The organism is Pseudomonas sp. Os17 (assembly GCF_001547895.1).
GTDB lineage: Bacteria > Pseudomonadota > Gammaproteobacteria > Pseudomonadales > Pseudomonadaceae > Aquipseudomonas.
In genome coordinates this window covers 2,342,086-2,365,839 of the sequence record NZ_AP014627.1, presented here as the reverse complement: position 1 = coordinate 2,365,839, position 23,754 = coordinate 2,342,086, and the positions used below count along the sequence as shown (strand labels likewise).

Annotated in this window: 19 protein-coding genes and 1 pseudogene; 12 read left to right on the top strand and 8 right to left on the bottom strand. The window is 57.2% G+C overall.

The window, feature by feature from the left end; genetic code table 11:
• Positions 1-17: 17 nt before the first annotated feature.
• Positions 18-683, top strand: a complete 666-nt coding sequence (locus POS17_RS10705; RefSeq protein WP_011060504.1) for a response regulator transcription factor — start codon at positions 18-20, stop codon at positions 681-683.
• 191 nt (positions 684-874) lie between these two features.
• Here the strand turns inward: POS17_RS10705 and nahK are convergent, their stop codons facing one another.
• From nahK to POS17_RS10685, 4 genes are all read right to left on the bottom strand, one after another.
• Positions 875-3,511, bottom strand: coding sequence for a hybrid sensor histidine kinase/response regulator NahK/ErcS' (nahK, locus tag POS17_RS10700; RefSeq protein WP_060838510.1), 2,637 nt, complete (start codon positions 3,509-3,511; stop codon positions 875-877).
• Positions 3,441-4,604, bottom strand: coding sequence for a nitric oxide-sensing protein NosP (gene nosP, locus POS17_RS10695; protein WP_060838509.1), 1,164 nt, complete (start codon positions 4,602-4,604; stop codon positions 3,441-3,443). The genes nahK and nosP overlap by 71 nt, the downstream gene beginning before the upstream one ends.
• A 653-nt stretch (positions 4,605-5,257) precedes the next feature.
• On the bottom strand, positions 5,258-6,442 hold the full coding sequence (locus tag POS17_RS10690; RefSeq protein WP_060838508.1) for a porin: 1,185 nt from the start codon (positions 6,440-6,442) through the stop codon (positions 5,258-5,260).
• A 225-nt stretch (positions 6,443-6,667) separates the two neighbouring features.
• Positions 6,668-7,729, bottom strand: a complete 1,062-nt coding sequence (locus tag POS17_RS10685) for an Ldh family oxidoreductase (protein ID WP_060838507.1) — start codon at positions 7,727-7,729, stop codon at positions 6,668-6,670.
• 132 nt (positions 7,730-7,861) lie between these two features.
• On the opposite strand from POS17_RS10685, the gene POS17_RS10680 reads away from it, so the two are divergent.
• The 10 genes and pseudogenes from POS17_RS10680 to POS17_RS10640 all read left to right on the top strand — a co-directional run bounded on the left by POS17_RS10680 (position 7,862) and on the right by POS17_RS10640 (position 19,291).
• Entirely contained in the window at positions 7,862-8,737 is an 876-nt protein-coding gene (locus POS17_RS10680) for a MurR/RpiR family transcriptional regulator (RefSeq protein ID WP_060838506.1), read from the top strand.
• A 16-nt stretch (positions 8,738-8,753) separates the two neighbouring features.
• Entirely contained in the window at positions 8,754-9,506 is a 753-nt protein-coding gene (locus POS17_RS10675) for a transporter substrate-binding domain-containing protein (RefSeq protein ID WP_060838505.1), read from the top strand.
• An 87-nt stretch (positions 9,507-9,593) separates the two neighbouring features.
• Complete coding sequence (locus POS17_RS10670; RefSeq protein ID WP_060838504.1) at positions 9,594-10,313, top strand: ABC transporter permease; 720 nt, start codon at positions 9,594-9,596, stop codon at positions 10,311-10,313.
• The gene (locus POS17_RS10665; protein WP_060838503.1) at positions 10,310-11,020 is read left to right on the top strand and encodes an ABC transporter permease; all 711 of its coding nucleotides are present in this window, start codon (positions 10,310-10,312) and stop codon (positions 11,018-11,020) included. Before POS17_RS10670 ends, POS17_RS10665 begins: the two co-directional genes overlap by 4 nt.
• 46 nt (positions 11,021-11,066) lie before the next feature.
• Complete coding sequence (locus POS17_RS10660; RefSeq protein ID WP_060838502.1) at positions 11,067-12,308, top strand: NAD(P)/FAD-dependent oxidoreductase; 1,242 nt, start codon at positions 11,067-11,069, stop codon at positions 12,306-12,308.
• A gap of 16 nt (positions 12,309-12,324) precedes the next feature.
• Positions 12,325-13,125, top strand: a complete 801-nt coding sequence (locus POS17_RS10655) for an amino acid ABC transporter ATP-binding protein (RefSeq protein ID WP_060838501.1) — start codon at positions 12,325-12,327, stop codon at positions 13,123-13,125.
• A 100-nt stretch (positions 13,126-13,225) separates the two neighbouring features.
• Positions 13,226-15,556 carry a P-loop ATPase, Sll1717 family gene (locus POS17_RS10650; protein ID WP_060838500.1) on the top strand — a complete coding sequence of 777 codons (2,331 nt, stop codon included), beginning with the start codon at positions 13,226-13,228 and terminating at the stop codon, positions 15,554-15,556.
• 247 nt (positions 15,557-15,803) lie between these two features.
• Positions 15,804-16,131, top strand: a pseudogene (locus tag POS17_RS30840) (transposase); the annotation flags it as partial.
• Between the two features lie 166 nt (positions 16,132-16,297).
• Positions 16,298-18,271, top strand: coding sequence for an NACHT domain-containing protein (locus POS17_RS10645; RefSeq protein WP_148654945.1), 1,974 nt, complete (start codon positions 16,298-16,300; stop codon positions 18,269-18,271).
• A gap of 738 nt (positions 18,272-19,009) precedes the next feature.
• Positions 19,010-19,291, top strand: coding sequence for a hypothetical protein (locus tag POS17_RS10640; protein ID WP_011060492.1), 282 nt, complete (start codon positions 19,010-19,012; stop codon positions 19,289-19,291).
• Positions 19,292-19,920: 629 nt separating this feature from the next.
• On the opposite strand, the gene POS17_RS10635 is transcribed toward POS17_RS10640, so the two are convergent.
• Positions 19,921-20,622, bottom strand: a complete 702-nt coding sequence (locus POS17_RS10635) for a hypothetical protein (protein ID WP_231979020.1) — start codon at positions 20,620-20,622, stop codon at positions 19,921-19,923.
• An 18-nt stretch (positions 20,623-20,640) separates the two neighbouring features.
• Between POS17_RS10635 and POS17_RS32285 the strand changes: the two genes are divergently transcribed.
• Complete coding sequence (locus POS17_RS32285; protein ID WP_231979019.1) at positions 20,641-21,681, top strand: hypothetical protein; 1,041 nt, start codon at positions 20,641-20,643, stop codon at positions 21,679-21,681.
• 435 nt (positions 21,682-22,116) lie between these two features.
• On the opposite strand, the gene POS17_RS10625 is transcribed toward POS17_RS32285, so the two are convergent.
• From POS17_RS10625 to POS17_RS10620, 3 genes are all read right to left on the bottom strand, one after another.
• The gene (locus POS17_RS10625) at positions 22,117-22,440 is read right to left on the bottom strand and encodes a hypothetical protein (protein WP_060838497.1); all 324 of its coding nucleotides are present in this window, start codon (positions 22,438-22,440) and stop codon (positions 22,117-22,119) included.
• Positions 22,441-22,565: 125 nt separating this feature from the next.
• Positions 22,566-22,913 carry a DUF3969 family protein gene (locus tag POS17_RS30825; RefSeq protein ID WP_082729838.1) on the bottom strand — a complete coding sequence of 116 codons (348 nt, stop codon included), beginning with the start codon at positions 22,911-22,913 and terminating at the stop codon, positions 22,566-22,568.
• A gap of 370 nt (positions 22,914-23,283) precedes the next feature.
• On the bottom strand, positions 23,284-23,679 hold the full coding sequence (locus POS17_RS10620; protein ID WP_060838496.1) for an SCO4402 family protein: 396 nt from the start codon (positions 23,677-23,679) through the stop codon (positions 23,284-23,286).
• Positions 23,680-23,754: the final 75 nt, after the last annotated feature.

Below are 23,754 nucleotides of genomic sequence, written 5' to 3'. Positions count from 1 at the left end.
TAACGAGGTGAAAGGCCATGTATAAAATTCTGATAGCCGACGATCACCCACTGTTTCGCGAAGCCATTCACAACGTCATCAGCGACGGATTTCCCGGCAGCGAGGTGATGGAAACCGCCGACCTGGACAGCGCCCTGGCCCTGACCCAGGAGCACGACGACCTCGACCTGATCCTGCTGGACCTGAACATGCCTGGCATGCACGGCCTCAACGGCCTGATCACCCTGCGCAACGAAGCGCCGACCATTCCGGTGGTGATCGTCTCCGCCGAGCAGGACAAGCAAATCGTCCTCCAGGCCATCACCTACGGCGCCGTCGGCTTCATCACCAAATCCTCGGCGCGCTCGCAGATGACCGAGGCCATCGAACAGATCCTCAACGGCAACGTGTACCTGCCGCCGGACATCATCCGCACCCAGAAAAGCCAGCCGGGACGCCGCAGCAGCGAGACCCCGAGCTTCCCCCCGGAACTGCTCCAGGCCCTGACCCGCAAACAGCTCCTGGTGCTGGAACGCATGACCAAGGGCGAGTCCAACAAACAGATCGCCTACACCCTGGACATTGCCGAAACCACAGTGAAGGCCCACGTCTCGGCGATCCTGCGCAAGCTCAACGTGCACAACCGGGTGCAAGCAATCCTCAGTGCCGGGGATATCGATTTCGGCGCCTACCTGCGCCGCTAACCCCTGTAGCCGCTGCCGAGCCTTCGGCGAGGCTGCGACAAGGGCCGAAGGCCCTTCCAGCGATTCTGAAGACCGGCGCATCCATCGCGACCAACCCCGTGGCGGTGAATCGGGGCACGCGGGTTGTTCTGGCGGACCGCGTTGCCAGGGTTGGCGTCTCCTGCGGAGCCGGGCGCAGCCTGCGGCAGCGGCTACAGGGGGGGCGTCAGCAGGTGGCTGATGGCGGTCTTGAGTTTCATCGGGCGCACCGGTTTGTGCATCAGGGTGTGGCCCAGCTGCCGCAGTTGCTGTTTGAGGTCGTTGCTGTAGTTGGCGGTGATCATCATCGCCGGGATCGCCAGGGCACGGCGGGCGTTGATCCGGGCCACGGCGTCGATGCCGTTCTGCTGGTGGTCCAGGTGGTAGTCGGCAATCAGCAGGTCGGCGTCGGCGCGGTAGTCGTCGACCTGGCGCGCCAGGTCTTCTTCGGACAAGGCGGTGATCACCTGGCAGCCCCAGCCTTCGAGCAGGGTGCGCATGCCGGCGCAGATCGCCGCGTCGTTATCCAGCACCCAGATCCGCGCGCCGTGCAAACGCTCCAGCAGCGCGTCGCCCAGCTCCGGGCGCGGCGCCGGCAAGGGCGCGCTGGCGCTGATCGGCACCTGCACGCTGAACACCGAGCCACGTCCCGGCCAGGAGCGCACGCCGATGCGGTGGCCGAGGATCCCGGCAATCTTCTCGACGATGGCCAGCCCCAGGCCCAGGCCGCGATCCTGGTCCGGGCGCTGTTCTTCGCCGCGCTTGAATTCCTGGAAGATTTCTTCCAGGCGTTCGGCGGCGATGCCCATGCCACTGTCCCAGACTTCGATCGACAGCCAGTGCCCCTGGCGCCGGCAGCCCAGCACCACCCGGCCCTGACGGGTGTAGCGGATGGCGTTGCTCAGCAGGTTGCGAAGGATTCGCGCCAGCAGCTGGATGTCGCTGCGCACCAGGGCCGAGCAGGCCACGAAGTGCAGTTCCAGGCCTTCGCTGCGGGCCACCTGGGCGTACTCGGCGGCAAGGTTTTCCAACAGTTCGCTCAAGGCGAAAGGCGCGATATCGGCCTTGATCACCCCGGCGTCGAGCTTGGAGATGTCCACCAGGGTGCCCAGCAGGTTCTCCACGTCTTCCAGGGAGTTGCTGACATTGCGCACCAGGGCGCTGCTGGCCTGGGGGTCGCGGCGCTCCAGCAAGGCGCTGGTGAACAGCCGCGCGGCGTTCAGGGGTTGCAGCAGGTCATGGCTGACCGCGGCGAGGAACTTGGTCTTCGACAGGTTGGCCCGCTCGGCCTCGCTCTTGGCCTCGCGCAGCCGCGACTCGACCCGGCTGCGCTCTTCGATCTCGCGCAGCAGCTGCTGGTTGAGGGTGGTCAGTTCGGCGGTGCGTTCGCGCACCCGCAGTTCCAGGTTCTGGTAGGCCTGATGCAAGGCCTCGGCGGTGCGCCGGCGTTCGGTGATGTCGCGGATCAGCACGAAGATCCCCACCACTTCGCCATTGGCCAGGCGGTTGGGCACGTAGGAGCGCAGCATGTAGCGCTCCTGGTTGTTGACGTTGGTTTCGGCGAATTCGAAGGTCACGCTCTCCCCCGCCAGGGCCCGCTCCACATAGCTTTCCAGGCGCTGGTAGTGCTGTTCGCTGTGCACCTCGCGCAGGCTCTGGCCGAGCATCACGCCCCGGGGCCAGCAGTACCACTCCTCGTAGACCTTGTTGGTGAACTCGTACACCAGGTCGGCATTCAGGTAGGCGATCAGCGCCGGCACATGGTCGGTGATCAGGCGAATCCAGCGTTCGCTCTCGCTCAGGGCCTCGGCGTGCTGGTAGCGCTCGGTGATGTCGGTGAAGGTGTTGACGAAACCGCCGGTGGGTAGCGGATGGGTGCGGATCTCCAGGACCCGGCCGTCGCTCAAACGTTGCTCACACTCGTGGATCACCCGGCCATTGCCGTCGCGGCTGGCGGGGGTCAGCAGGCTCAGCTCACTGTCGCCGATGACTTCGGCAAACAAGCGGTGCGCGGCCACCGGGGCCAACCCGCTGAGCTCCAGGAAGCGCCGGTTCCACAGTTCGAGAATGCCCTCGGCGCTGACCATGGCCACGCCCTGGGACAGGTTGTCCACCGCCCGTTGCAGCAGGTGGGACTTTTGCGCCACCGCCTGCTCCCGGCGCAGGGTTTCGCTGTGCTTGACCTCGGTGATGTCGGTGAACAGGATCACCCGCCCGCCCTCCCGGGTCGGCCGTTCGCTGACCTGCAGCCAGCGGCCGTTGTGCAGGCGATACAGCGGTTGTTCGTCGGCGCCGCTGCGCGGTTCCTCGCTGAACAGCCCGGTGCTGGTCATCAGTCGGCGCACTTCCGACAGGCGCATGCCGGCCATGATCCGCACCCGGCCGTGGGTCCAGAAGGCGCGAAAGCGGCTGTTGAACAGGACGATGCGCTGCTCCTGATCGAACAGCACGAAGGCGTCGGAAATGCTCTCGATGGCGTCGATCAGGTGCTGGTGAGCCGTCTCGGCCCGCAGCCGCGCCTCGCTGAGCAGATGGTTGCCGGCCTTGAGCTCGGCCATGGCCTGGTTCAGGGCGTCGGTGCGTTCGCGCACCTGCTCGGCCAGCACCACCGAATGCTGGAACGCCGCATAAGGGTCGTTGCCGCGGGTGATGCCGGATTCGACCCGTTCGATCAGCGCCTCGTTGATCCGCCGCAGCTTGCGGTTCTCGCGCTGCAGGCAGTCGAGCTGCGCTTGCAGCTCAGCGGCGGGCCGGAGTTCGACTGCGGGCAATGGCGACCCCGGTGAAGGTCTGGTTGATGTGCATGCCATTGAACTGTTCTCCGTAGGTGTTGAAACCCATCACCCGTTGATCCCGCAAAAAGGCCCCGATCTCATCCAGGCTGCCGCGATCCTCCAGCTCCAGGCGACGCAAAAAGCAGTCGCAGCCGATGGTCAGCAACAGGCTGCCCAGGCGCTGCTGCAAGCCGTCGAACAGCTGTTGCAGGTTGGGCAGCAAAGGGCCGGGGGTCATGGCGGTGAGGACGATGCCGTTCTCCACCGCGCAGTAGAAACTCAGGCTCAGGTCCGGGTGCACCTGCTGCACCGCGCGCACGTAGTAGTGCTGGTTGATGCGCACCGCCAGCGGGTGGGCGGCGAACACCCGATGGTCGAGCTGCGCCAGGGGCACGCCGATCAACCGTGCGTACTCCTCGGCGGCTGGTTCCGCGTTCAGTTCATAGACCCGGCGCGAGGCGCTGTCGGCGCCGGTGACCACCAGTTTTTCTTCCCGGGGCTGGATGTGGTGGGTGGTGAACACCTCGAAATCCAGCCAGGTGTTGACCAGCACCACCACCGCCGCGCCGCTGTGGAACTCGCCGCCGTAATACACGTGGGTGTGGGTCAGGTAGTTGTCATCGCCGGCCGAACCGCCGAAATGCGGAATGTCCCCCAGGGCCGCGCTGAGGGCGGCCAGGACCATTTCTTCGCGGCTCGACAGGCCGTCCAGCAGGGTCAGGGCGAAGCTGTTGCCCTTGATCGGCGCCAGGGTGTTGCTGCGGCAACGGCCCACCAGGCGTTCGACCATCTGCTGGGCGTCGATCAGGCTGAAGTGCTCCATCTGGTCGATCAGCTCGGCGGCGATGGAAAAGTGCCGGTGATCGAAGCCGATGGCGGTTACGCAATTGCGCCCGTAGCCCAGAGGGGTGATTTCCCCGGCGCTGGTGCAACCCACCAGGGGGATGCCGCCAAAGCTCTGTTGCAGGGCCGGGCCGAGGGTGTGCAGGGGGTATTCGGCGGAACAGAAAAACAGCACGAAGCCCAGGTGCGGATGCAGCAACTGGCTGGCCAGGTCCTGAGCCACCTGCTGCGGATCGACGGCCTGGGACATGGCACTGACCACGCCCTCGCTCTGGGCTTGCTGCATCGTCGCCTCCGGCGCCGGTTGTCTGAGCAATGAGTGTACGAAGCCGGCCCCGGGGCACGAATGCTACTTGGGTAGCGGGTAGCCGGTTCCATGGGCGTAGGAGCTGGCTTGCCAGCGAAGGCGTCATCCGGGCTGGTGCAAGGCTTGAGGGCCGCTTCGCCGGCAAGCCGGCTCCTACGGGGAAGGCGCCAATGCGGAAAATAGGCGGGGAATGCGCGGCGCGACCTCCGTAGGAGCTGGCTTGCCAGCGAAGGCGTCATCCGGGCTGGTGCAAGGCTTGAGGGCCTCTTCGCCGGCAAGCCGGCTCCTACAGGAAATGCGCCAATGCGGAAAATAGGCGGGGAATGCACGGCGCGACCTCCGTAGGAGCTGGCTTGCCAGCGAAGGCGTCATCCGGGCTGGTGCAAGGCTTGAGGGCCTCTTCGCCGGCAAGCCGGCTCCTACGGGGAAGGCGCCAATGCGGAAAATAGGCGGGGAATGCGCGGCGCGACCTCCGTAGGAGCTGGCTTGCCAGCGAAGGCGTCATCCGGGCTGGTGCAAGGCTTGAGGGCCTCTTCGCCGGCAAGCCGGCTCCTACGGGACATGCGGGAGATATGGGGAATGGAGGGGGCGCCGGCCCGGGCGCGATGCGCACGCCAGGGCCGGCGCTGGGGTTACCAGGTCAGCACCGCACCCACGGCGAAGGTGTCGGTGTTTTCGTTTTGCGCATTGGTGTGATGACCGTCGATCTCGAACTGGTTGTACTCGGCCACCAGCTTGAGGTTGTCGTTGATGTCGTGGAACAGCGCCACGCCCCGGGTCTGGTAATCGGCGCCGCTGCCGACCACGCCATTGCCGTCGTCCTTGGTCTTGCCGTAGGACAGTGCCAGGCGGTTCTTGCCCAGTTTGTACGAGCCCTGCAGCAGGTAGCCTTTGCTGTCGACATTGCGCAAGGTGGCTTCGCCGGCATTGTTGGTGAAGAACGGGTTGATGCCCTTGGCCTGGAACCCGGAACCGGTCAGGGACAGGCCGCCCATCTTGGCCTGCAGGCCATAGCCCAGGCCCTTGGACGTCACCGACTGCACGTTGGGGTCGGTGTTGTCGGAAGTCTGGTAGCTGCCGTTGAGCCAGCTGTAGAACTTGGCCCCGCCCAGGTCGAACTGGTAGGTGATCTCGCTCTCGGTGCGCGGGTTCTTCTGGTAGGCCTTGCCCAGGGCGCTGCTGTCGTTGGTGTCCACCGGGTCGAGGATGCCCACCGCCACCCGCAGGCCGTCCATCAGCGGGCTGCGGTAAGTGATCTGCGACGACGGAAAGGGATAGGGATAACCGCTGCCGATGTTGCCGAACGACACCCCGCCGCCGTCCACCAATCCCAGGCTGTCGCTGACCTGGCCGTACCCGGCGAGCATTTCATCGAGCAGGATGTTGGAGCGGGCGAACAGGCCGAAGTCCTTACCGATCAGCACCTCGCCCCACTCCGGGTTGGCCACGGTGCCGTAGAACTGGCGCACGTCGATGGCGGTGTCGGTGCCGTTGGTTTCGCTGTCGTTGATGGTCACCCAGAACGAGGCCCGGGCGCCGAGCTTGAGGTCGTCCACCTGTTTGCCCATGTTGAAGCCGAGGTAGTTGGGCAGAAAGCCCATCTTCACCCGCGCCTGGCGGCGGTCGTACTGCTCGCCGGAGCGGTCGACCTTGCTGTTGACGTAGAAGGCGTTGATGTAGCCGTCGGTGGAAAAGGTGGTCTGGTCCTTGTCGTACAGCATGATCTCGGCTTCGGCGACAGTGCCCAGGCCAAGGGTCGACAGGCCGACGAGCAGGGCCGGAATCAGAGGGTACTGGCAGTTCTTATTGTTATGCATGGCGCGCTCCGCAAACGGGGGACGAAATGTCGGAGGCGATTATCGAAAGGGCCCCAGGGCACTGACAGGCTGCCTTGGAGGCAGATTGCCAGTGCTTTGGAGGGGCTGGCAGGGAGCGGCAAATCTGATCCACGACCGGACCGCTACCGGGCCCACTACCTGGAGTAACACCAAGGGCTCATGGCCCCGGGTGCGAAGGGATGAAGTCCTTAAGTCGTCGGCCGTTCAGTCGTCGCCCGTCTTATCGTCGCCCGCGAGCGCGCGCAGCCGCGCCAGCTCGGCGGCGGCCAGGGGAATGCCGTGCTCCAGCGATTTGGCCCGGGTGCGGTAGCGCCGGTCGCCGGGCATACGCTCCAGGCCCACGGCCTGCATCTGCCGCACCAGCTCGCCGCTGCGCTGGGCAAAATGCCCGCCGCCCAGGTGGCTGGGGTCGATGACGATCAGCAGTTGTCCGGTCCACGGCGTTTGCGCCCCGGGGTGTTGCGACCAGTCGAACTCGAAGGAGAAGTTGCCGCCAGTCAGCGCCGCCGCCAGCAGCTCCACCATCATCGACAGCGCCGAGCCCTTGTGCCCGCCAAAGGGCAGCAAGGCGCCGCCGTCGAGAATCGCTGCCGGATCGCAAGTGGGCTGGCCGTCGCGGTCCACCCCCATGCCCGGTGGCAGCTGCTGGCCCTGGCGCTTGGCGATCTGCACATCACCGTGGGCGATGGCGCTGGTGGCCAGGTCGAAGACGATGGGCTCGGCGCCCTCGCGGGGGGCGGCGAAGGCAATCGGGTTGGTGCCGAACAGCGGGCGCTGGGCGCCATGGGGCACCACGCAGGTCATGCTGTTGACCAGGCTCAGGGCCACCAGGCCTTCTTCGGCGAAGGGCTCGACATCCGGCCACAGCGCCGCGAAGTGGTGGGAATTGCGAATCGCCAGCACCGCGATCCCGGCGCTGCGGGCCTTGCTCAGCAGCAGCGCGCGGGCCGCGGCCAGGGCCGGCTGGGCAAAGCCGCCGCCGGCGTCCACCGCCACCACGCCGGGGGCCACATCCTCCACTTGCGGCACGGCCTGACCGTTGACCCAGCCACTGGCCAGGGACGACAGGTAACCGGGGATGCGGAACACCCCGTGGCTGTGGGAGCCGTCACGCTCGGCGCGGGCGCAGTTGTCGGCCAGCACCCGGGCCACCTCGGCAGAGGTGCCGTGGCGAAGAAAAATCCGTTGCAGCAAGTCGGTCAAGGCCGGCAGGTCGAGGTACTCGGCATCAGCCTGCGCCACGGTCGCGTGGTTCGCGTCGGTCATTGCAGCTCCATTGGAATTGTTATTGGAAGGGGCCTGACTATCGCGTCACGCCAGTTAACTGTCAAATGTTGACTTCATGACAGAAAACCTTCATTTTCCGTTTCCAGCGGTCAATAAAAACAAGGAGCGGCCATGAGCCAGCCCATCAAACAACGCCTTGAAAGCAGCTTGTCCAGCGCCACCGCGTCGGGCCGGGCGATTGCCAGCTACATGCTGGCCAACCTCTACGAGCTGCCCTTCCAGACCGCCGCCGACATCGCCGAAAAACTCGGCGTCAGCGAATCCAGCGTCGGCCGGTTCTGCCGCGCCATCGGCTACAGCCATTTCAAGGATCTGAAAAACGACCTGAAGAACGACCTCGGCGAAGGCCCGTGGCTGGTGGGCGACCGCCTGCAGGAATTTCGCCAGCAGCCCAACCCGGCGGCCCAGGGCCTGCCGCGCAGTTTCGAGCTGGAAGTGGCGGCGCTGGTCAAGGTCTACGAATACAGCCTGACGCCGGCCTGGCAGACCGTGGTCCAGCGCCTGGCCAGCCGGCGCCGGGTGTACGTGGCGGGGTTCCAGACCGAGCGCGGCATCGCCGCCTCCATGGTCCACCTGCTGCAATACCTGCGCGACGGCGTGCACCTGGTGGACGGCTCTGCCGGGCATTTCGCCGACGTACTGCTCAGCCCCGCCGAAGACTGCGCCCTGGTGGTGTTCGAGGCCCGGCGCTATTCGCGCCACGCCCTGACCCTGTGCCACAAGGCCCGCGAGGCGGGGATTCCGGTGACCCTGGTCACCGACACCTTCTGCGACTGGGCCGAGCAGAACGCCGACGAGGTGTTCCGCGTGCCCACCGAGTTCAACCTGTTCTGGGAATCCACCGCGGCCATGCTGTCGCTGGTTCACCTCTTGATCAACGAGGTGTGCAAGCACCTGGGCCCCGAGGTGGAAAAACGCCTGGAAGCCACGGCCGCCCTGCATAACGAATTTGTTGGCTACACATCGTCCACCCGCGCAAAACAATAAATAACCGAGGTGCTCCATGAACAACGTCGTCCGCTTCGCCAGTGCCTGCGCCCTGGTCTTCGCCGCCTCCGCGGCCCAGGCCGAAACCCTGAAGATCGCCACCGAAGGCGCCTACCCGCCCTTCAACTACGTGGACTCCAACAACCAGCTGCACGGCTTCGACGTGGACATCGCCAACGCCCTGTGCAAGCAGATGCAGGTCGAGTGCCAGATCGTCGCCCAGGACTGGGAAGGCATCATCCCGGCGCTGCTGGCGAAGAAATACGACGCCGTGGTGGCCTCGATGATCGCCACCGACGAGCGCAAGAAAAAGATCGCCTTCAGCAACCACTACTACCGCACCCCGCTGTCGGTAGCCGTGGCCAAGGACTCGGACATCACCGACGCCCAGACCAACTTCAAGGGCCGCACCGTGGGCGCCCAGGCCTCCTCGACCCAGGCCATCTACGCCGAGGACCACTACGGCCCGGCCGGCGCCGACGTGAAGTTCTACCCGACCCTGGACGAAGCCAACAGCGACCTGGCCGCCGGACGCGTGGACGGGGTGATTGCCGACAAATTCCCACTGCTGGCGTGGGCCGAAAGCGCCGGCAAGGACTGCTGCAAGATCATCGGTGACGTCAACGGCACCACCGCCGACGCTTCCATCGCCGTGCGCAAGGAAGACAACGCCCTGCGCGAGCGCCTGAACAAGGCCCTGGACGCGATCGTCGCCGACGGCACCTACAAGCAGATCTCCAGCCGCTACTTCGCCTTCGACATCTACTGACCGCCCGCCTTTGCCGCTGCCGTTGCCCCCGCGTTCCCCCGAGCGCGGCGGCGCCCTGCACGGTTCAATCCTCCAGAGGGTTCGCGCATGTTCGAACAGCTGTCACTCCTGTCCTTCGCCAGCGGCGGCTGGGGCTCGGCCCTGCTTGCCGGGGCCCTGGTGACCATCGCCCTGGCCTTGGCCTGCGTGCCCATCGGCCTGCCCCTGGGCTTGCTGGTAGCCCTGGCCGCACGCTCGAAAAACCGCTGGGCGCGGGCCTGGGCCACGACCTTTTCCACGGTGTTTCGCGGCCTGCCGGAGCTGTTGACCCTGCTGATCATCTACTACGGCTGCCAGATCGCCGCGCAGAAGATCCTCGGCGCCCTGGGCTACCCCGGTGAAGTGGCGATCAACACCTTTGTCGCCGCGATGATCGCCTTCAGCCTGGTGTTCGCCGCCTTCTCCAGCGAGATCTGGCTGGCCGCGTTCAAGACCCTGCCCAAGGGCCAGTACGAAGCCGCCAGCGCCCTGAGCCTGTCGCGGCGCACCACCTTCAGCCGGGTGCTGCTGCCGCAACTGACGCGCATCGCCCTGCCGGGGCTTTCCAACAACTGGCTGTCGCTGCTCAAGGACACCTCGCTGGTGTCGACCATTTCCCTGGTGGACCTGATGCGCCAGACCAACCTCGCGGTCAGCGTGACCAAGGAACCCATGCTGTTCTACAGCGTGGCCTGCTTGGGCTACCTGTTCTTCTCGGCGCTGTCGGGGCACCTGTTCAGCTTTCTTGAACGGCGCTTCAACCGTGCGCAACGGAGCCTGCAACCATGAGCCTGGATGACCTGCTGAACCTGTTCCTCAACCAGGACCTGCTGGAACGCTACGGCCCGCGCTTTATCGACGGCCTGCTGGTGACCGCCAAGCTGGTGGCGATTTCCTTCAGCCTGGGCGCGCTGCTCGGCCTGCTGATCGCCCTTGGGCGGTTGTCCAGCAATCAGTTCCTGCGGCGCTTCACCGGGGCTTATGTGTACTTCTTTCGCGGCTCGCCGCTGCTGGCCCAGCTGTTCATGCTGTATTACGGCCTGGGCTCGTTCAAAGGCTTCTGGCAGGACGTGGGCCTGTGGTGGTTCTTCCGCGACGCGTGGTTCTGCACCCTGCTGGCCTTCACCCTGAACACCGCCGCCTACCAGGCGGAGATCCTGCGCGGCAGCCTGCTGGCCGTGGCCCAGGGCCAGCGCGAAGCCTGCAAGGCCCTGAGCCTGTCGCGCTGGACCGCGTTTCGCAAAGTGATCCTGCCGCAGTCGCTGCTGATCGCCATCGGGCCTCTGGGCAACGAGCTGATCCTGATGATCAAGGCCAGCGCCATTGCCTCCCTGGTGACCATCTACGACCTGATGGGGGTGACCAAACTGGCCTTCTCCCGCAGCTTCGATTTCCAGATCTACCTGTGGGCCGCGGTGCTCTACCTGCTGATCGTCGAAGTGGTACGGCGCAGCCTCAAATACCTGGAAGGCCGCCTGGGCCGGCACCTGAACTGAACCCTTTAGCGGGCCGCCGCGCGGCCCCTGTCATAAGGACCCAAACATGCATTGCCAAACCCTCGTTCTGGGCGCCGGAATCGTCGGCGTCAGCAGCGCCCTGCACCTGCAGGCCCGCGGCCGCCAAGTGGTGCTGCTGGACCGTCAGCCCCCGGGCAACGGCACCAGCCACGGCAACGCCGGGCTGATCGAACGCGCCAGCGTGATTCCCTACGCCTTCCCCCGGGAAGTGACCAAGCTGGTGCGCTACGGCCTCAACCAACAATCAGACGTGCGCTACAGCCTGCGCCACCTGCCCAAGGCCGGCCCCTGGCTGCTGCAATACTGGCGCCACTCCTCGCCCAAGGGCCTGGCCGCCGCCACCCGCGCCATGCTGCCGCTGATCGAACGCTGCGTCACCGAACACCTGGCCCTGGCCCGCCCGGCCAACATGCTGGAGCTGATCGCCGACGGCGGCTGGCTCGAAGCCTTCAACGACCAGCAAGCCTTCGACTTCGCCCAGCGCGCCGCCGCCGACCTGCGGGACTACGAACTCAACTACCGGGTACTGGACCGCGCCGAACTCTTGGCCCTGGAACCCGGCCTGCACCCCGACATCGTGGGCGGCCTGCACTGGCTCGACCCCAAGACCGTGAGCGACCCCGGCGGCCTGACCCGCGGCTACGCCGAACTGTTCAAGCAACGCGACGGCCAATTCGTCATCGGCGATGCCCTGACCCTGACCCAGATCGAAGGCGGCTGGCAGGTGCAGAGCGAACTCGGCCCGATCACCGCCCAGGAAGTGGTGGTCGCCCTGGGCCCGCAAGCCAGCGGGATCTTCGAGCCCCTGGGCTACCGCATTCCCCTGGCGATCAAGCGCGGCTACCACATGCACTACGCCGCCCTGCCCGGCACCCGCCTGCAGCACCCGATCCTCGACCCGGTGGGCGGCTACGTCCTGGCACCGATGGTGGGCGGCATCCGTCTGACCACCGGCATCGAATTCGCCGACCGCGACGACCCGATCAACGAAATCCAACTGCGCCGCTGCGAAGCCCTGGCCCGCAGCTTCTACCCCCTGGGCGAACGCCTCGACGCCGAACCCTGGCTGGGCCGCCGCCCGTGCCTGCCGGACATGTGCCCGGTGATCGGCCCCGCCCCGCGCCACCCCGGCCTGTGGTTCAACTTCGGCCACGCCCACCACGGCCTGACCCTGGGCCCGGTGAGCGGCCAACTGCTGGCGCAGATGATCACCGGCGAAACCCCGTTCACCGACCCCACCCCTTACCGCGCCGAGCGCTTCAACTGACCGACGGAGAACCGCCATGCAGACCCAGACCGCCCCGCTTCCCGCCGCATCCGAAGCGCCTGCCCGCCCCGCTGCCGACCCACGCGAAGTGGCGATCGATATTGCCGGGTTGAACAAGTTCTACGGTGCTTTCCATGTACTGCACGACATCGACCTCAAAGTGCGCCAGGGCGAACGCATCGTACTTTGCGGGCCTTCGGGCTCCGGCAAATCCACACTGATCCGCTGCATCAACCGCCTGGAGATTGCCGAAAAAGGCCGCATCCTGGTGGACCGCACCGACCTCTCGCAAAACACCCGCGAAGCCGCCCAGGTGCGTAGCCAAGTGGGCATGGTGTTCCAGCACTTCAACCTGTTCCCGCACATGAGCGTACTGGACAACTGCACCCTGGCGCCGATGACCGTGCGCGGGTTATCGCGGAAAAAGGCTGAAGAACTGGCCCGGGGGTTTCTGGCCAAGGTGGGGATTGAGAATCAGGCGGATAAGTATCCGAGCCAGCTTTCAGGTGGGCAGCAACAGCGCGTGGCGATTGCTAGGGCGTTGTGTATGGAGCCGAAGATTATGTTGTTTGATGAACCGACCTCGGCGCTGGACCCGGAGATGGTGAGTGAGGTGTTGGATGTGATGGTGAAGCTCGCTGGGAGTGGGATGACGATGTTGTGCGTGACCCATGAGATGGGGTTTGCGCGGCAGGTGGCGGAGCGGGTGTTGTTTTTGGATGGGGGGCGGATTGTTGAAGACGCTCCGCCGGAGGAGTTTTTTGGGGCGCCGAAGAGTGAGAGGGCTAAGGCGTTTCTTGCGCAGATTGTGCATTGAGATCGGATTGAGTTTTGAAAAGTTCGTACTAGGCTATGGAGTTATGCCGCCACGCTCCCGATCATAGAGCAACTTATACACGCAAGATAAGGACATCCAATTGAGTATTGACACTGGCTTTTTCGCCTATGCATCTTATCCTGCCGATATCGGACAGGTAATTGAAAGCGCCATAGAAAGTGTTGACAAGTACAATAAATCCATATCGATACGCACTTGGAAAGCACTTGATATCGCAGGACACTTTATTGCCGGAGAAGTATTAGGCGGAATTGATAATGCAGATTTCTTTCTGGCCGACATATCAGTCTTAAACTTCAACGTGACATATGAAATTGGTTATGCAATCGGCAGTTCAAAAAGAGTTCTATTAGTTAAAAACAGAAGTTTGGCACCTCAAGGGGCAAAAATATCCGACATCGGAATATTTGATACCTTAGGATATCGAGAGTATCAGAACTCCGCTGAACTAATTAGCATCACAAATGGTTCAAACTTCACAAAACCTATTGAAATATCCAGCATTCCAAACACTAAAGCCCCAATCTACTTATTAGACACTCCATTTAAAACGGATTGGTCGACCAGAATAATTTCCAGAATAAAGAAAGCGGGTTATACGTTTAGAAATTTTGATCCGAATGAGATGCCACGACTCTCTGCCTATGATGCAATTTCTCAAGTTTCACAATCACACGGGATAGTCGTCCCTCTTCTGTCTTCGAATTCTGCAGGATTTCAAATACACAACCTCCGAGCAGCATTCATCGCAGGTTTAGCTGACGGGATGGGAAAAGCACTTTGCATTTTGCAGTCTGGTGATGATCCAGTTCCTCTGGACTATAGAGACTTTGTTCACGTTACCTACCATCCTGACGATGTTAACCAAGCTATTGAACTTTTCGCCAGCGAAGTAACTCAGGCTTTCCAGAAGCTTGAACCAAGTAACTCAAAGCAAGAGCGATCATTTTTAAAGAAATTAAATCTTGGTGCTACATCCGCAGAAAACGAAATGCGTGACCTAGAAAAATACTATTTAGAAACCGATCAATTTCTGAAATCTTTAAGAGGCGAAGCACATCTCGTAGTAGGGCGAAAAGGCTCTGGAAAATCTGCAATTTTTTTACAGATCAGAGACAATGAGCGTGATAAAAACAGGAACAAAAATATTGTTCTCGACCTGAAGCCAGACGGTTACAAACTAATAAAATTCAAAGAAAAAATACTAAACTTTCTTGAAGAAGGAACATATCAACATACCGTAACTGCTTTTTGGGAGTATGTACTTTTACTTGAGATCTGTTACAAAATTCTAGAAAAAGATAAAACCAGACACATTCATGACCATCACCTTTACGCGGGTTATCGTGAGCTATCAGAGCTATTCCATGCAGAAGGATATGATTACCAAGGAGACTTCTCCGAGCGCATGTCGGTACTAATGGAAAGAATATACTCAGAATACCAATCAAAATTTGGAGAAGCAGACAACGTAAGCCTTACATCTTCCCAGGTTACAGAGCTAATATATAAGCACGACGTGAGACAACTAAAAATAAAGCTTGGAAGCTACTTAGAAAACAAAGAACTTTTATGGCTACTCTTTGATAACATTGACAATGGATGGCCAACAACTGGCCTTCAACATGAAGACCTCCTGATAGTCAGGGCTTTAATTGAGGCAACGAGAAAGATAGAACGACAATTCAGCCGATCACACCTCAGTGTAAAGACCGTTGTTTTTTTAAGAAATGATGTTTATGAGCTACTAGTAAAGGAAACATCTGACCGAGGAAAAGAAGCTAGCGTAGTGCTTGACTGGACAGATGCCGACTTACTTCGGGAGCTTGTTCGATTACGCATTATTTCAAATGGTCTCGATAGCGAGCTGGACTTTAAGGCTGCTTGGCTAAAGGTTTTCACCAGCCATTTCAAAGGGGAGGAAACCTCACAATACTTAATCGATCGTTCACTCATGCGCCCACGTTTTTTGCTAAATCTAATTAATCACTGCAAAAGTTTTGCAATCAATTTAAATCATGAACAGGTAGAAAGCGCGGACATTGAGAAAGGAGTAGCAGCTTACTCTTCCGACTTACTTCGAGACATTGGATATGAATTAAGAGATATTTCTCAAGAGACTGAAAGCGTGCTTTATGCGTTTATAACCTCTCGTTCCGACCTTAGTGAGATTGACGTTATAAATATACTAGTAGATTCTGGGCTTGATCAACAGCAATCTGCTAATGTCATGGATCTTTTGCTATGGTACGGTTTCCTAGGACTCAGAATAAACTCCGAAGAACCAAAATTCATCTATGACTTTAACTACAACAAAGCTCTAATGGATGGAGTGAAGAAAAAATCTACCCAGACAGTTACCTTCGTCATTAACCAAGCATTTTGGCCAGCACTAATGATCGAGCAATAGTCTAAAAGACATAAAAGCCTTTCATGAATCTTCCACCTGCTTAAAGATATAAATAAATGTACACCTTCGCTACTTCATAGCTTCACCTCAAGCCCACCAATGAAAATTGATAAATTTAAACAACTCTAAGAGTTAGAGCAGAAACACATTAAATCGCAAAATAAAACATACTACTCACGGCAATTTCAATTATATAAAAATACCTATAACCATTCATTTTCTAGCGTCATTGGAGACTGAGGCCTATATACCCAGCTTGCGCGGTCACCCCCGCAAACGCTGCCGATGGTTGCTTGCGGATAAAGGCTATGACGCCGAAACATTGCATCGCTACTGCGATCGGTATCGGATGCAGCCTGTGATTCCTCTGCGCAGCATGAAGCGCAAACCTAAGCCGGGGCTGCCGAGACTGTTTGATCGTCCCAAGTACCGACAGCACAATATCATCGAGCGTATGTTTGGCTGGCTGAAGGAGAACCGTCGCACCGTTACGCGTTTCGAAAAGTTATGCAGCTATGGTCTCGCTGGCCTACGCCATGCGGTGTTTACGACAATACTTTTCGTACAGAGCCTAGATATATTACCTCCGGTGAGTTAGAAAGAGACAACTGAACAAGTTTTCTTATACCGCTCTGACTGTCCCTTGGATGACGAAGTGCTTAAAAACTGCCCCATACAAAGCTCAGATTCCAATTCAGATTAAAATCTGAAAAAATTAAAATCAAATATAAGGAAATAGCGATGTCATCAATAGAGCAAAAAGTAATTAGTGAAGCAGCAAAGCCGGGATTGGAGCTAATAGGCGCAGCGCTATCTCCGACTGTTGAGAAGGTCAGAAAATGGGCTACAGAAAAAGAACTAAAAGGAAAGCTTAATAGCGACTCGCTCTCCCTTACAATGGAGCGCTATCTAATAAAACTTTCAGAGCGTGTAAGAGAGATAACTTCCATTACGTTTCCTCAGCTAAAGCTGGATATATATGAAGCGTACGAACCTCTTTTCATGGTACGAAACACCCACTTCGACACAGCCGACAACTTAATTACCGCAGACGAACTCGTGTCTTCCCCGCCGAGGCCTACTATTATCGTTGATGGCGCAGGAATGGGAAAGAGTACCTTCTCAAAATTTATTGTTGCAAAGCTATTATTCAAATCCGACCGAATTCCAATACTTTTTGATCTTAGAAAAGTAGATCCTAAGCTACACATCACAGACAACATCGTGACTGAGCTTGATTTTCCTGACGAAAAATTTGACAGGAAGCTTTTCTATAGACTTTTGAAATTAGGTAAATTTTTCGTAATACTCGACGGCTTTGACGAGATCCCGATTGCTCACCAGCATTTGCTGGCAAATCAAATTCAAGAAATATCAGTAAAAGGCGGAGACAATGCGATCATCATTACAACACGCCCACAAGAAATAGTCCCAGATTTGATCAATGCAACCTCTTTGAAGTTTGCTCCCTTCACCCTAGAGCAAGCATTATCTCTACTAAATAGATACGATAAAATCTCGAAACTAGATATCGGAGAGAGACTTAGTCGAGAAGTATCTAGCATTCCCTCCAAGTTTATCCAAAGCCCACTTTTAGTATCATTACTATATAGAACTTACGGAGTAAACAATTCAATCGCAGATAAAATCTCGACATTTTACGATGAGATATATCATGCTCTGTACAAAGGACACGATTTAATTAATAAAAACGGATACGCCCGGGAGAAAAAATCAGGTCTTGGATTCGAAGATTTCAGAAAACTGCTTCGAGCCCTATGTCATTATATGATGCTTAGAACGAAGACCTCATTTGAAAGCCTGAGCGAAGCTGACAGTTTCATCAATAACGCGGCCAAGATTAGCCTTGCAACACCTAGTTCGACATCAAGCTTCTTAGATGATCTCTTTGTCGCAGTCCCTCTTATGCAACGAGACGGCACAGAGTATAAATTTTTCCACAAAACACTATTAGAATATTTTGCCGCAGAATACATAATATTTAACGAGTCCAGCCTGCGCTTACTTAACAAAATATTTGAAAGCCCATTAGCTCCGTCTTTTGCTAAGGTTTTCGAGTTTTTAAATGATATGAATCCGTTACTTTTTGAGTCTGTTATTACTCAAAAATTTGCACTTGAGGCGAAAACCCTGACTATCAGTGAAAACGAGCAAATCAATGCTGTCAGCACCTGCCAATTTGCTTATAAGTTTAAAATCGGGCTTTGGGCTATCGAAGAAAACTCAGAGCCATTCGAAGATGAGGACGGGACCCAAGTTCTTATCCTTTCAAGCGACATACATGACAGAGGTGAACTAGCTTCAACCTGCTGGAGAGAAGGAACGCTTAATGGCATTCGATTTTATCTCGCTCTGTCATATGAAGACAAACATGAAAATCTACACAAATCGGCTTGGGAAGCTATAAGTTCAGAATTCACCACTGAACTCAATCATTATAGGAAAGAGTATATTTTTGACGGATTAGAAAAAATAATACCAACAGAAAAGTGGGTCACTCCGACAACCAAGATTGTAAAAAGCCTACACTCAGAAAACATCGCTATCAAAGATCTATTCTTAGCGGCCCTTGAAGATCGCTCCTTTAACGAAGCAGCAGGGGTTCGCGTGTTGAACTTTACAAAAATTGACAATCTTCTTGCGAAAATAAAATCAAGATCCAGCCTGGACATTGCAATGGAAGATTTCCTTTAAGCAACGCTTATCAAGCTAAAGCCTTTAGAGCGCTCAACCCTAGAGGCTTCAATTAAGCATCGACTAATGCTGTATTTCAATTCAATAAGAGCTCATCTGTAACACAATAAAATATTTTTCATATATTTAACAATTACACACCTATAAACAATTAAATTTGGTACAAAAAATATTTCGAAAACACCGCATGGAACGAGCCTAAGAGACTACCGCGACATGGTTGTTCGGGAGCTTATCGAAGCGTTGCGCGATACGGCGACTCTCTTTAAGCCACCACAACCAATTTTTGAAGCACGGATATGCTTTCGAATGGCCGCAATGGGTCGTAAATAGCCACTCACCAATAGATGCCTCTGACCATAAACTGTCTCTCTACAAAGCAAGGCGCAATTCAAAATGGAATTACACACCTCCCGTAGCCACTGCTACCGCCGTGACACACTGCCTCAAACATCCCCACCAACACACAGTTGCACCTCACGCGCGCGCCCCCTATAGTTCGCCCTCGCGGCAAAATCCGCGAACGACCTTGGCCGGTCGAATTACAACGACGCATCAGCGTCCAAAACACCATTGCAGACGCTTTTTTTGTGCCTGCGATTCTGTGTTATGGCGGCTGTGTGCGGGACACCTTCGGGTGTGCCGGTGTCGTTGTAGCCGGTCGGCCAACCCTCGCACAGCTGCCACCCTCCATTTGCTTGGCCGCAAACGGTGGAAGCTCTACAACGAGTAACGACCATGGACGATCAATCGATTTCCCGCTTCTCCCCCGTCGACACCCACGACGCCAACCAAGCCGTTTTCTATCTCGACACCCAAGCCTCCCTGAGCGATCTGGCCAGCAGTGCGGCCCATCGTTTCACCGTGGTACGGGATCTGATGGACACGCTGTCCACGCTTAACCTGAAAGACATTGCCGACTGCGACCTGACGCGGGTCACCCGAGGGGTGCATCTGCTCACCCGGGAGGGTTGCGCGGTGCTGGAGGTGATTCAGTGGCGAACAGCGCAAGAGCCCTGAACGCCATTGAGCTCAACAAGCGCGTAAAACGCGCTTGGCTTTGCCCCAGCCATTGATCTGCTTTGGCTTTGGCCTTTGATCTTGCTTTGGCTTTTGATCTGCCTGCCCCTTCAGGAGGCCGAACGCAGGCGTTGCGTAGGGGGCAGCTCGGCATGGATGCCGAGCTAGCCGCCATCAGGCCATGGATGGCCTGTGGCGGCGTGCCCCCGGAGCAATGCCGAAGTGAGGGAACGCCGAGCCTAGGCGAGGCGCCGGATGCGGGGGCAGGAGCGTTTTGCTTACTTTTGCGCTCTTCAAAAGTGAGTCGCCGTAAGGGCGAAACCCTAAGCAGCCGTAACCGCAGCAACGGATATGTCCACAGAACCGTATGCAGCCAGGTGAAAAGCATCGACAGGTTTGGCGAGGACTGCGTCCTCGTGCGCAGCCTCGCTGCGCTCGACAGCGGCTACAGGTTTCGAATGATGAGAGGCGGTGATCAACAAGCAGCTCATTCAACCGCGACACGGTACTCATCAACTACCCTCGCCCCTTTAACCTTGGGCCCATAGCCAGGGCCCTATTTGCAGCTATGCGCATGAGTATCGAAAGTAACGCAGCGTCACCGAGCACCAAGGCTTTTCGCACAAAGCCTAGGGAAAGCGGACGCTCGGTCCAGAGGCCGCTGCCGACATGACCGCGTTACGCACGGGCAAAGGGGCTTGCTCGGGATGTTGCTGCAAAAAATGCTTGATCGCTTGATCCTGGCGATCCACCACGCATACGTTCACGTTAGGGCTAGGGACGGTGCATTCGCCAAGCGCGAGGGCCCCGCAGTTCAATACGCCGTACACCGCAGCCGGTTGCGCGACGGCCGAGCAGCCGTAGACCATCTCGCCAAGGTAATTGAGCTGCCCTTGGGTGACGGTAAAACGCAGCGGTTTGGAGTAAGCCCCCATGGCCCCGCGACGGTGACCCAGGCGGCTCACTTCATAGTCACCGGCAGGTAGCCATGCCGAGTAGTCATCCTTGGGTCCCCAGCCATAAGTCTTGCCGCTCTTGATATCGCGAAACTCAAGGTAGGTTCCGTAGGGGCCGCCTTCCAGCAGCGCGCCGACCACTAGGCCCGCGTTTTGCGCGTTGTATACGGGTGAATTCAAGGCCATTTCAGCTGGCATTGACGAACAACCAGCCAGTAATCCAATCAGGCCAATTGCAAAGATGTTGCGCGAGCCAAACATTCCGCTACCTCGGTGGGAGACAAAGAAAATCCCCAGAAAATTCAGGGACGACAGGCGCGCTGGACGGCGGCGACTGCCTTCTTTAGCATGATGGCCTTTCGCCCACTCGAGCATCAAGGACGATCTATCAACATGTTCTGTTTTTCCCAATGGCGCGTGCGTGGCGCTGTAAGCATTGCCGCGCTGGTACTTGGCGGGTGCAGTTTCAATGGCACCTACCCGGACGCCAGTGCCCCCGATGCGGCGAAGCTGCGCTTTATCAGCAGCAGTGACAGCTCGACGCTCGACTTGTTCGATGCCGAACACTGCGGCGGCCAAACCACGGGGCTGCTCAATAACCTGTTCAGCGCCAATACCCGGCGACGGGCAGACATGAGTGCCGCTGCACCCGAGGATGCCAAGGCCTACTTGGAAGTGCGGCTGCAACCGGGCCATGAGCTATTCGCGCGAGCCAATACCTTGAGCACCGGCAGCGTGTGCACCGTGGGTTTCAACTTCACCCCGCAGAGCGGCGGCGAGTACGAAGCGGACTTCCGCAAAGTAGGTCGCACTTGCCAGGTCACCCTTAGCCGTCTGCGCCAGATCGATGGCAAGACTGTGCGCACGCCGATCGTGCTGACCAACAAAGGCCTGCCCGCCTGCGCCGGCCACAACCCTATTTTCCCTAAGCCCACCGAAGCACAACCGCAGTCAGCGGAGCGTGCAGCGCTGATCGCGCAGATCGTCGACGCGAGTGTCATCGCGAAAATGAAGCCCGACGCCGACGATTCCCCTTCGGTCCAGAAAACACTGCTCGACAGATCCGTAGCGGAACGTAAACAGCGCCTCGACTTCAGCCTGCCCGATGCCTATTGGACTGAATATCAGCAGAACCTGGAGCAGTTCTCCAATGAGATGAGGGGCACCAAGGCCCGTTCATTGCAGTTGTACAAGGACTACTACACCAACCGTCTGGGCCAGCTCGACACCCCTGCGATCAAGGAACTTTTGCCCAACAGCGAAGCGGCCGACCGTAGCAAGGCAATGTCGACCAATAATGAAATGCTGGAGTACTACTACCGAGCCCAGCAAGCACTGCTGAAGGAAACACTGAGCGCACATCAGGCACGCATGGCCGATCTGGATCAGCGCTTTGAGGTGTGCAAGCGTTTTGCGGCCTGCTGGCAACGTTGAAGCGGAGTGCGGCTTGAAAATACTGGCCGACGCACGTATGCCGCCTTCGCCCTGAGCAGGGGGCAGCTGGGCATGGATGGCCTGTGGCGGCGTGCCCCCGGAGCAATGCCGGAGTGAGGTAACGCCGAGCCTAGGCGAGGCGCCGGATGCTGGGGCAGGAGCCCTTTGCTTACTTTGGGGCTTTTCCAAAGTGAGTCGCTGTAAGAGCGAAACCCTAAGCAGCCGTGACCGCAGCAACGGATATGTCCACAGAACCGTATGCAGCCAGATGAAAAGCATCGGCAGGTTTGGCGAGGACTGCGTCCTCGTGCGCAGCCTCGCTGCGCTCGACAGCGGCTACAGGTTTCGACGGCCAAATAGCTGCATCACCTGACTGCATTGAGACGACCAGTTACACCACAGTTCCAATCACGGGCTAGCTCTCTTTTGCTCCCTCTACTCAACCGAAAATGATGAGAAGTAAAATGACAACTTATTATCTTCAAGATCGACCAACTGATAACGCATCCGGTCAAAACCCGAATCCAACTGACTCACGGTCATATGCATCAACTGAGTCAATCCGCCACCAATATCACGGGACGCAAAATGACTGATATCAATAAATCTGATACACACGACATCAGCCCCTGTCTTTTCAGAGTCCGAAATTGATAGAGATAAATCATAAGCCACACCATCTTCGTTCAACTGAATACTAATGGCATGCAAGCAGTTGTGAGCGACGAGCAACTCATTCAGCCGCAGAACCCTAATCATTATTCTTCACTATCTCTTTTCCCTAGGGAACATAGGTGGCGCTTTTGGCGATGACAACGCCTTTGTCCAAATCGCACCACACTCATTTCGAACACGAGCAAACCTGCTCTAACTTAAACTCTTTATCAACGCAGCCTTGCAAGCTTCCACTGCATATCTGGCGCACAAATACTACTCAATACCCCTGAAAACCTTTCAATAAGCATATCTATATTTTTCTCATACCTATGAGGCAACAAGCTAAGCACATCCTCTAGTTCACAACATTCAAGTACAAGATCGCAAATAACAGAAGAGACACCTTTATCTCTTAAGACCTTCTCAGTTCTCGGTGTAAAAAGAATTTGCTCAGCCTCCTCTAGCGACATCAAGCCAGAGCGAACCGAAGTTAACAAACCAATGGACAGTGCAGAAATGACCCTGCAAACTTCATCAGCCCCAAAAACCTCTACAATCAACGAAAAATCTTTCATCAAAGCATTACTCCTTTAGTTCTACCACCTCGTCCTATTGCAATCATATTTTTACACCGAGCAACTTACCACCTTCACTTTTAAAATACTGCACCGATAGCTTCTTCCCATTCAAAAAACCATCATTATAATCCTTCAGCCATTTGCCGGGCTCTACAGCGGGAAAAACTTGACCGTCGCTACTACTTAGGTTTTGTACGAAAAGTAGGTATAGACCGGTGATAGCCAGCCGCTGGCTGAAGCAGACAGGTTTTTAGGTCACTCGAAAGATCAGAATCAAGGTCGGCAAGAATAGGTCAGTGATCGTACTAGGGTAAATTAAGAACCACGCCGCAAACTGGGGTTCTTCAATTTCAAGTACCAGACAAAATCAGAACGACAACATCTGAGAAAATATTATTAAAGCTCTTTTTGATGACTCAACAACATCAACCCATTCAAGCTTCGTCAAGTACTCCGCATCTGTAAGACAAGTCCCATACTTATCAAAAACCCTGTCAATACTGTTAACAACATCAGAAATCGCTGCAACTTCGCTTTCCCCTCTCAGCACAATTCCAATCCAAGAGCGAGGATCGTTTGCCAAATCAGTGTCATCGTATAAAAAATGAACAGCATAATTAAACTCATCATAACCTATATCAGGGTTCGCTCTAGATACCCAAGCGTTGTATTGATAATCAACACTGGACAACCCCTCCAAGTAAGAGATCAGTTCCTCTCTCATCGCGGGATATTCTATTTTGGACAGTTCGAACTTCTCCATTTTTCATACTCAATTAACAGAACACAAACCTTCCCTGCACACTGACTAATAAACCCGATAACACCCCCTACAACC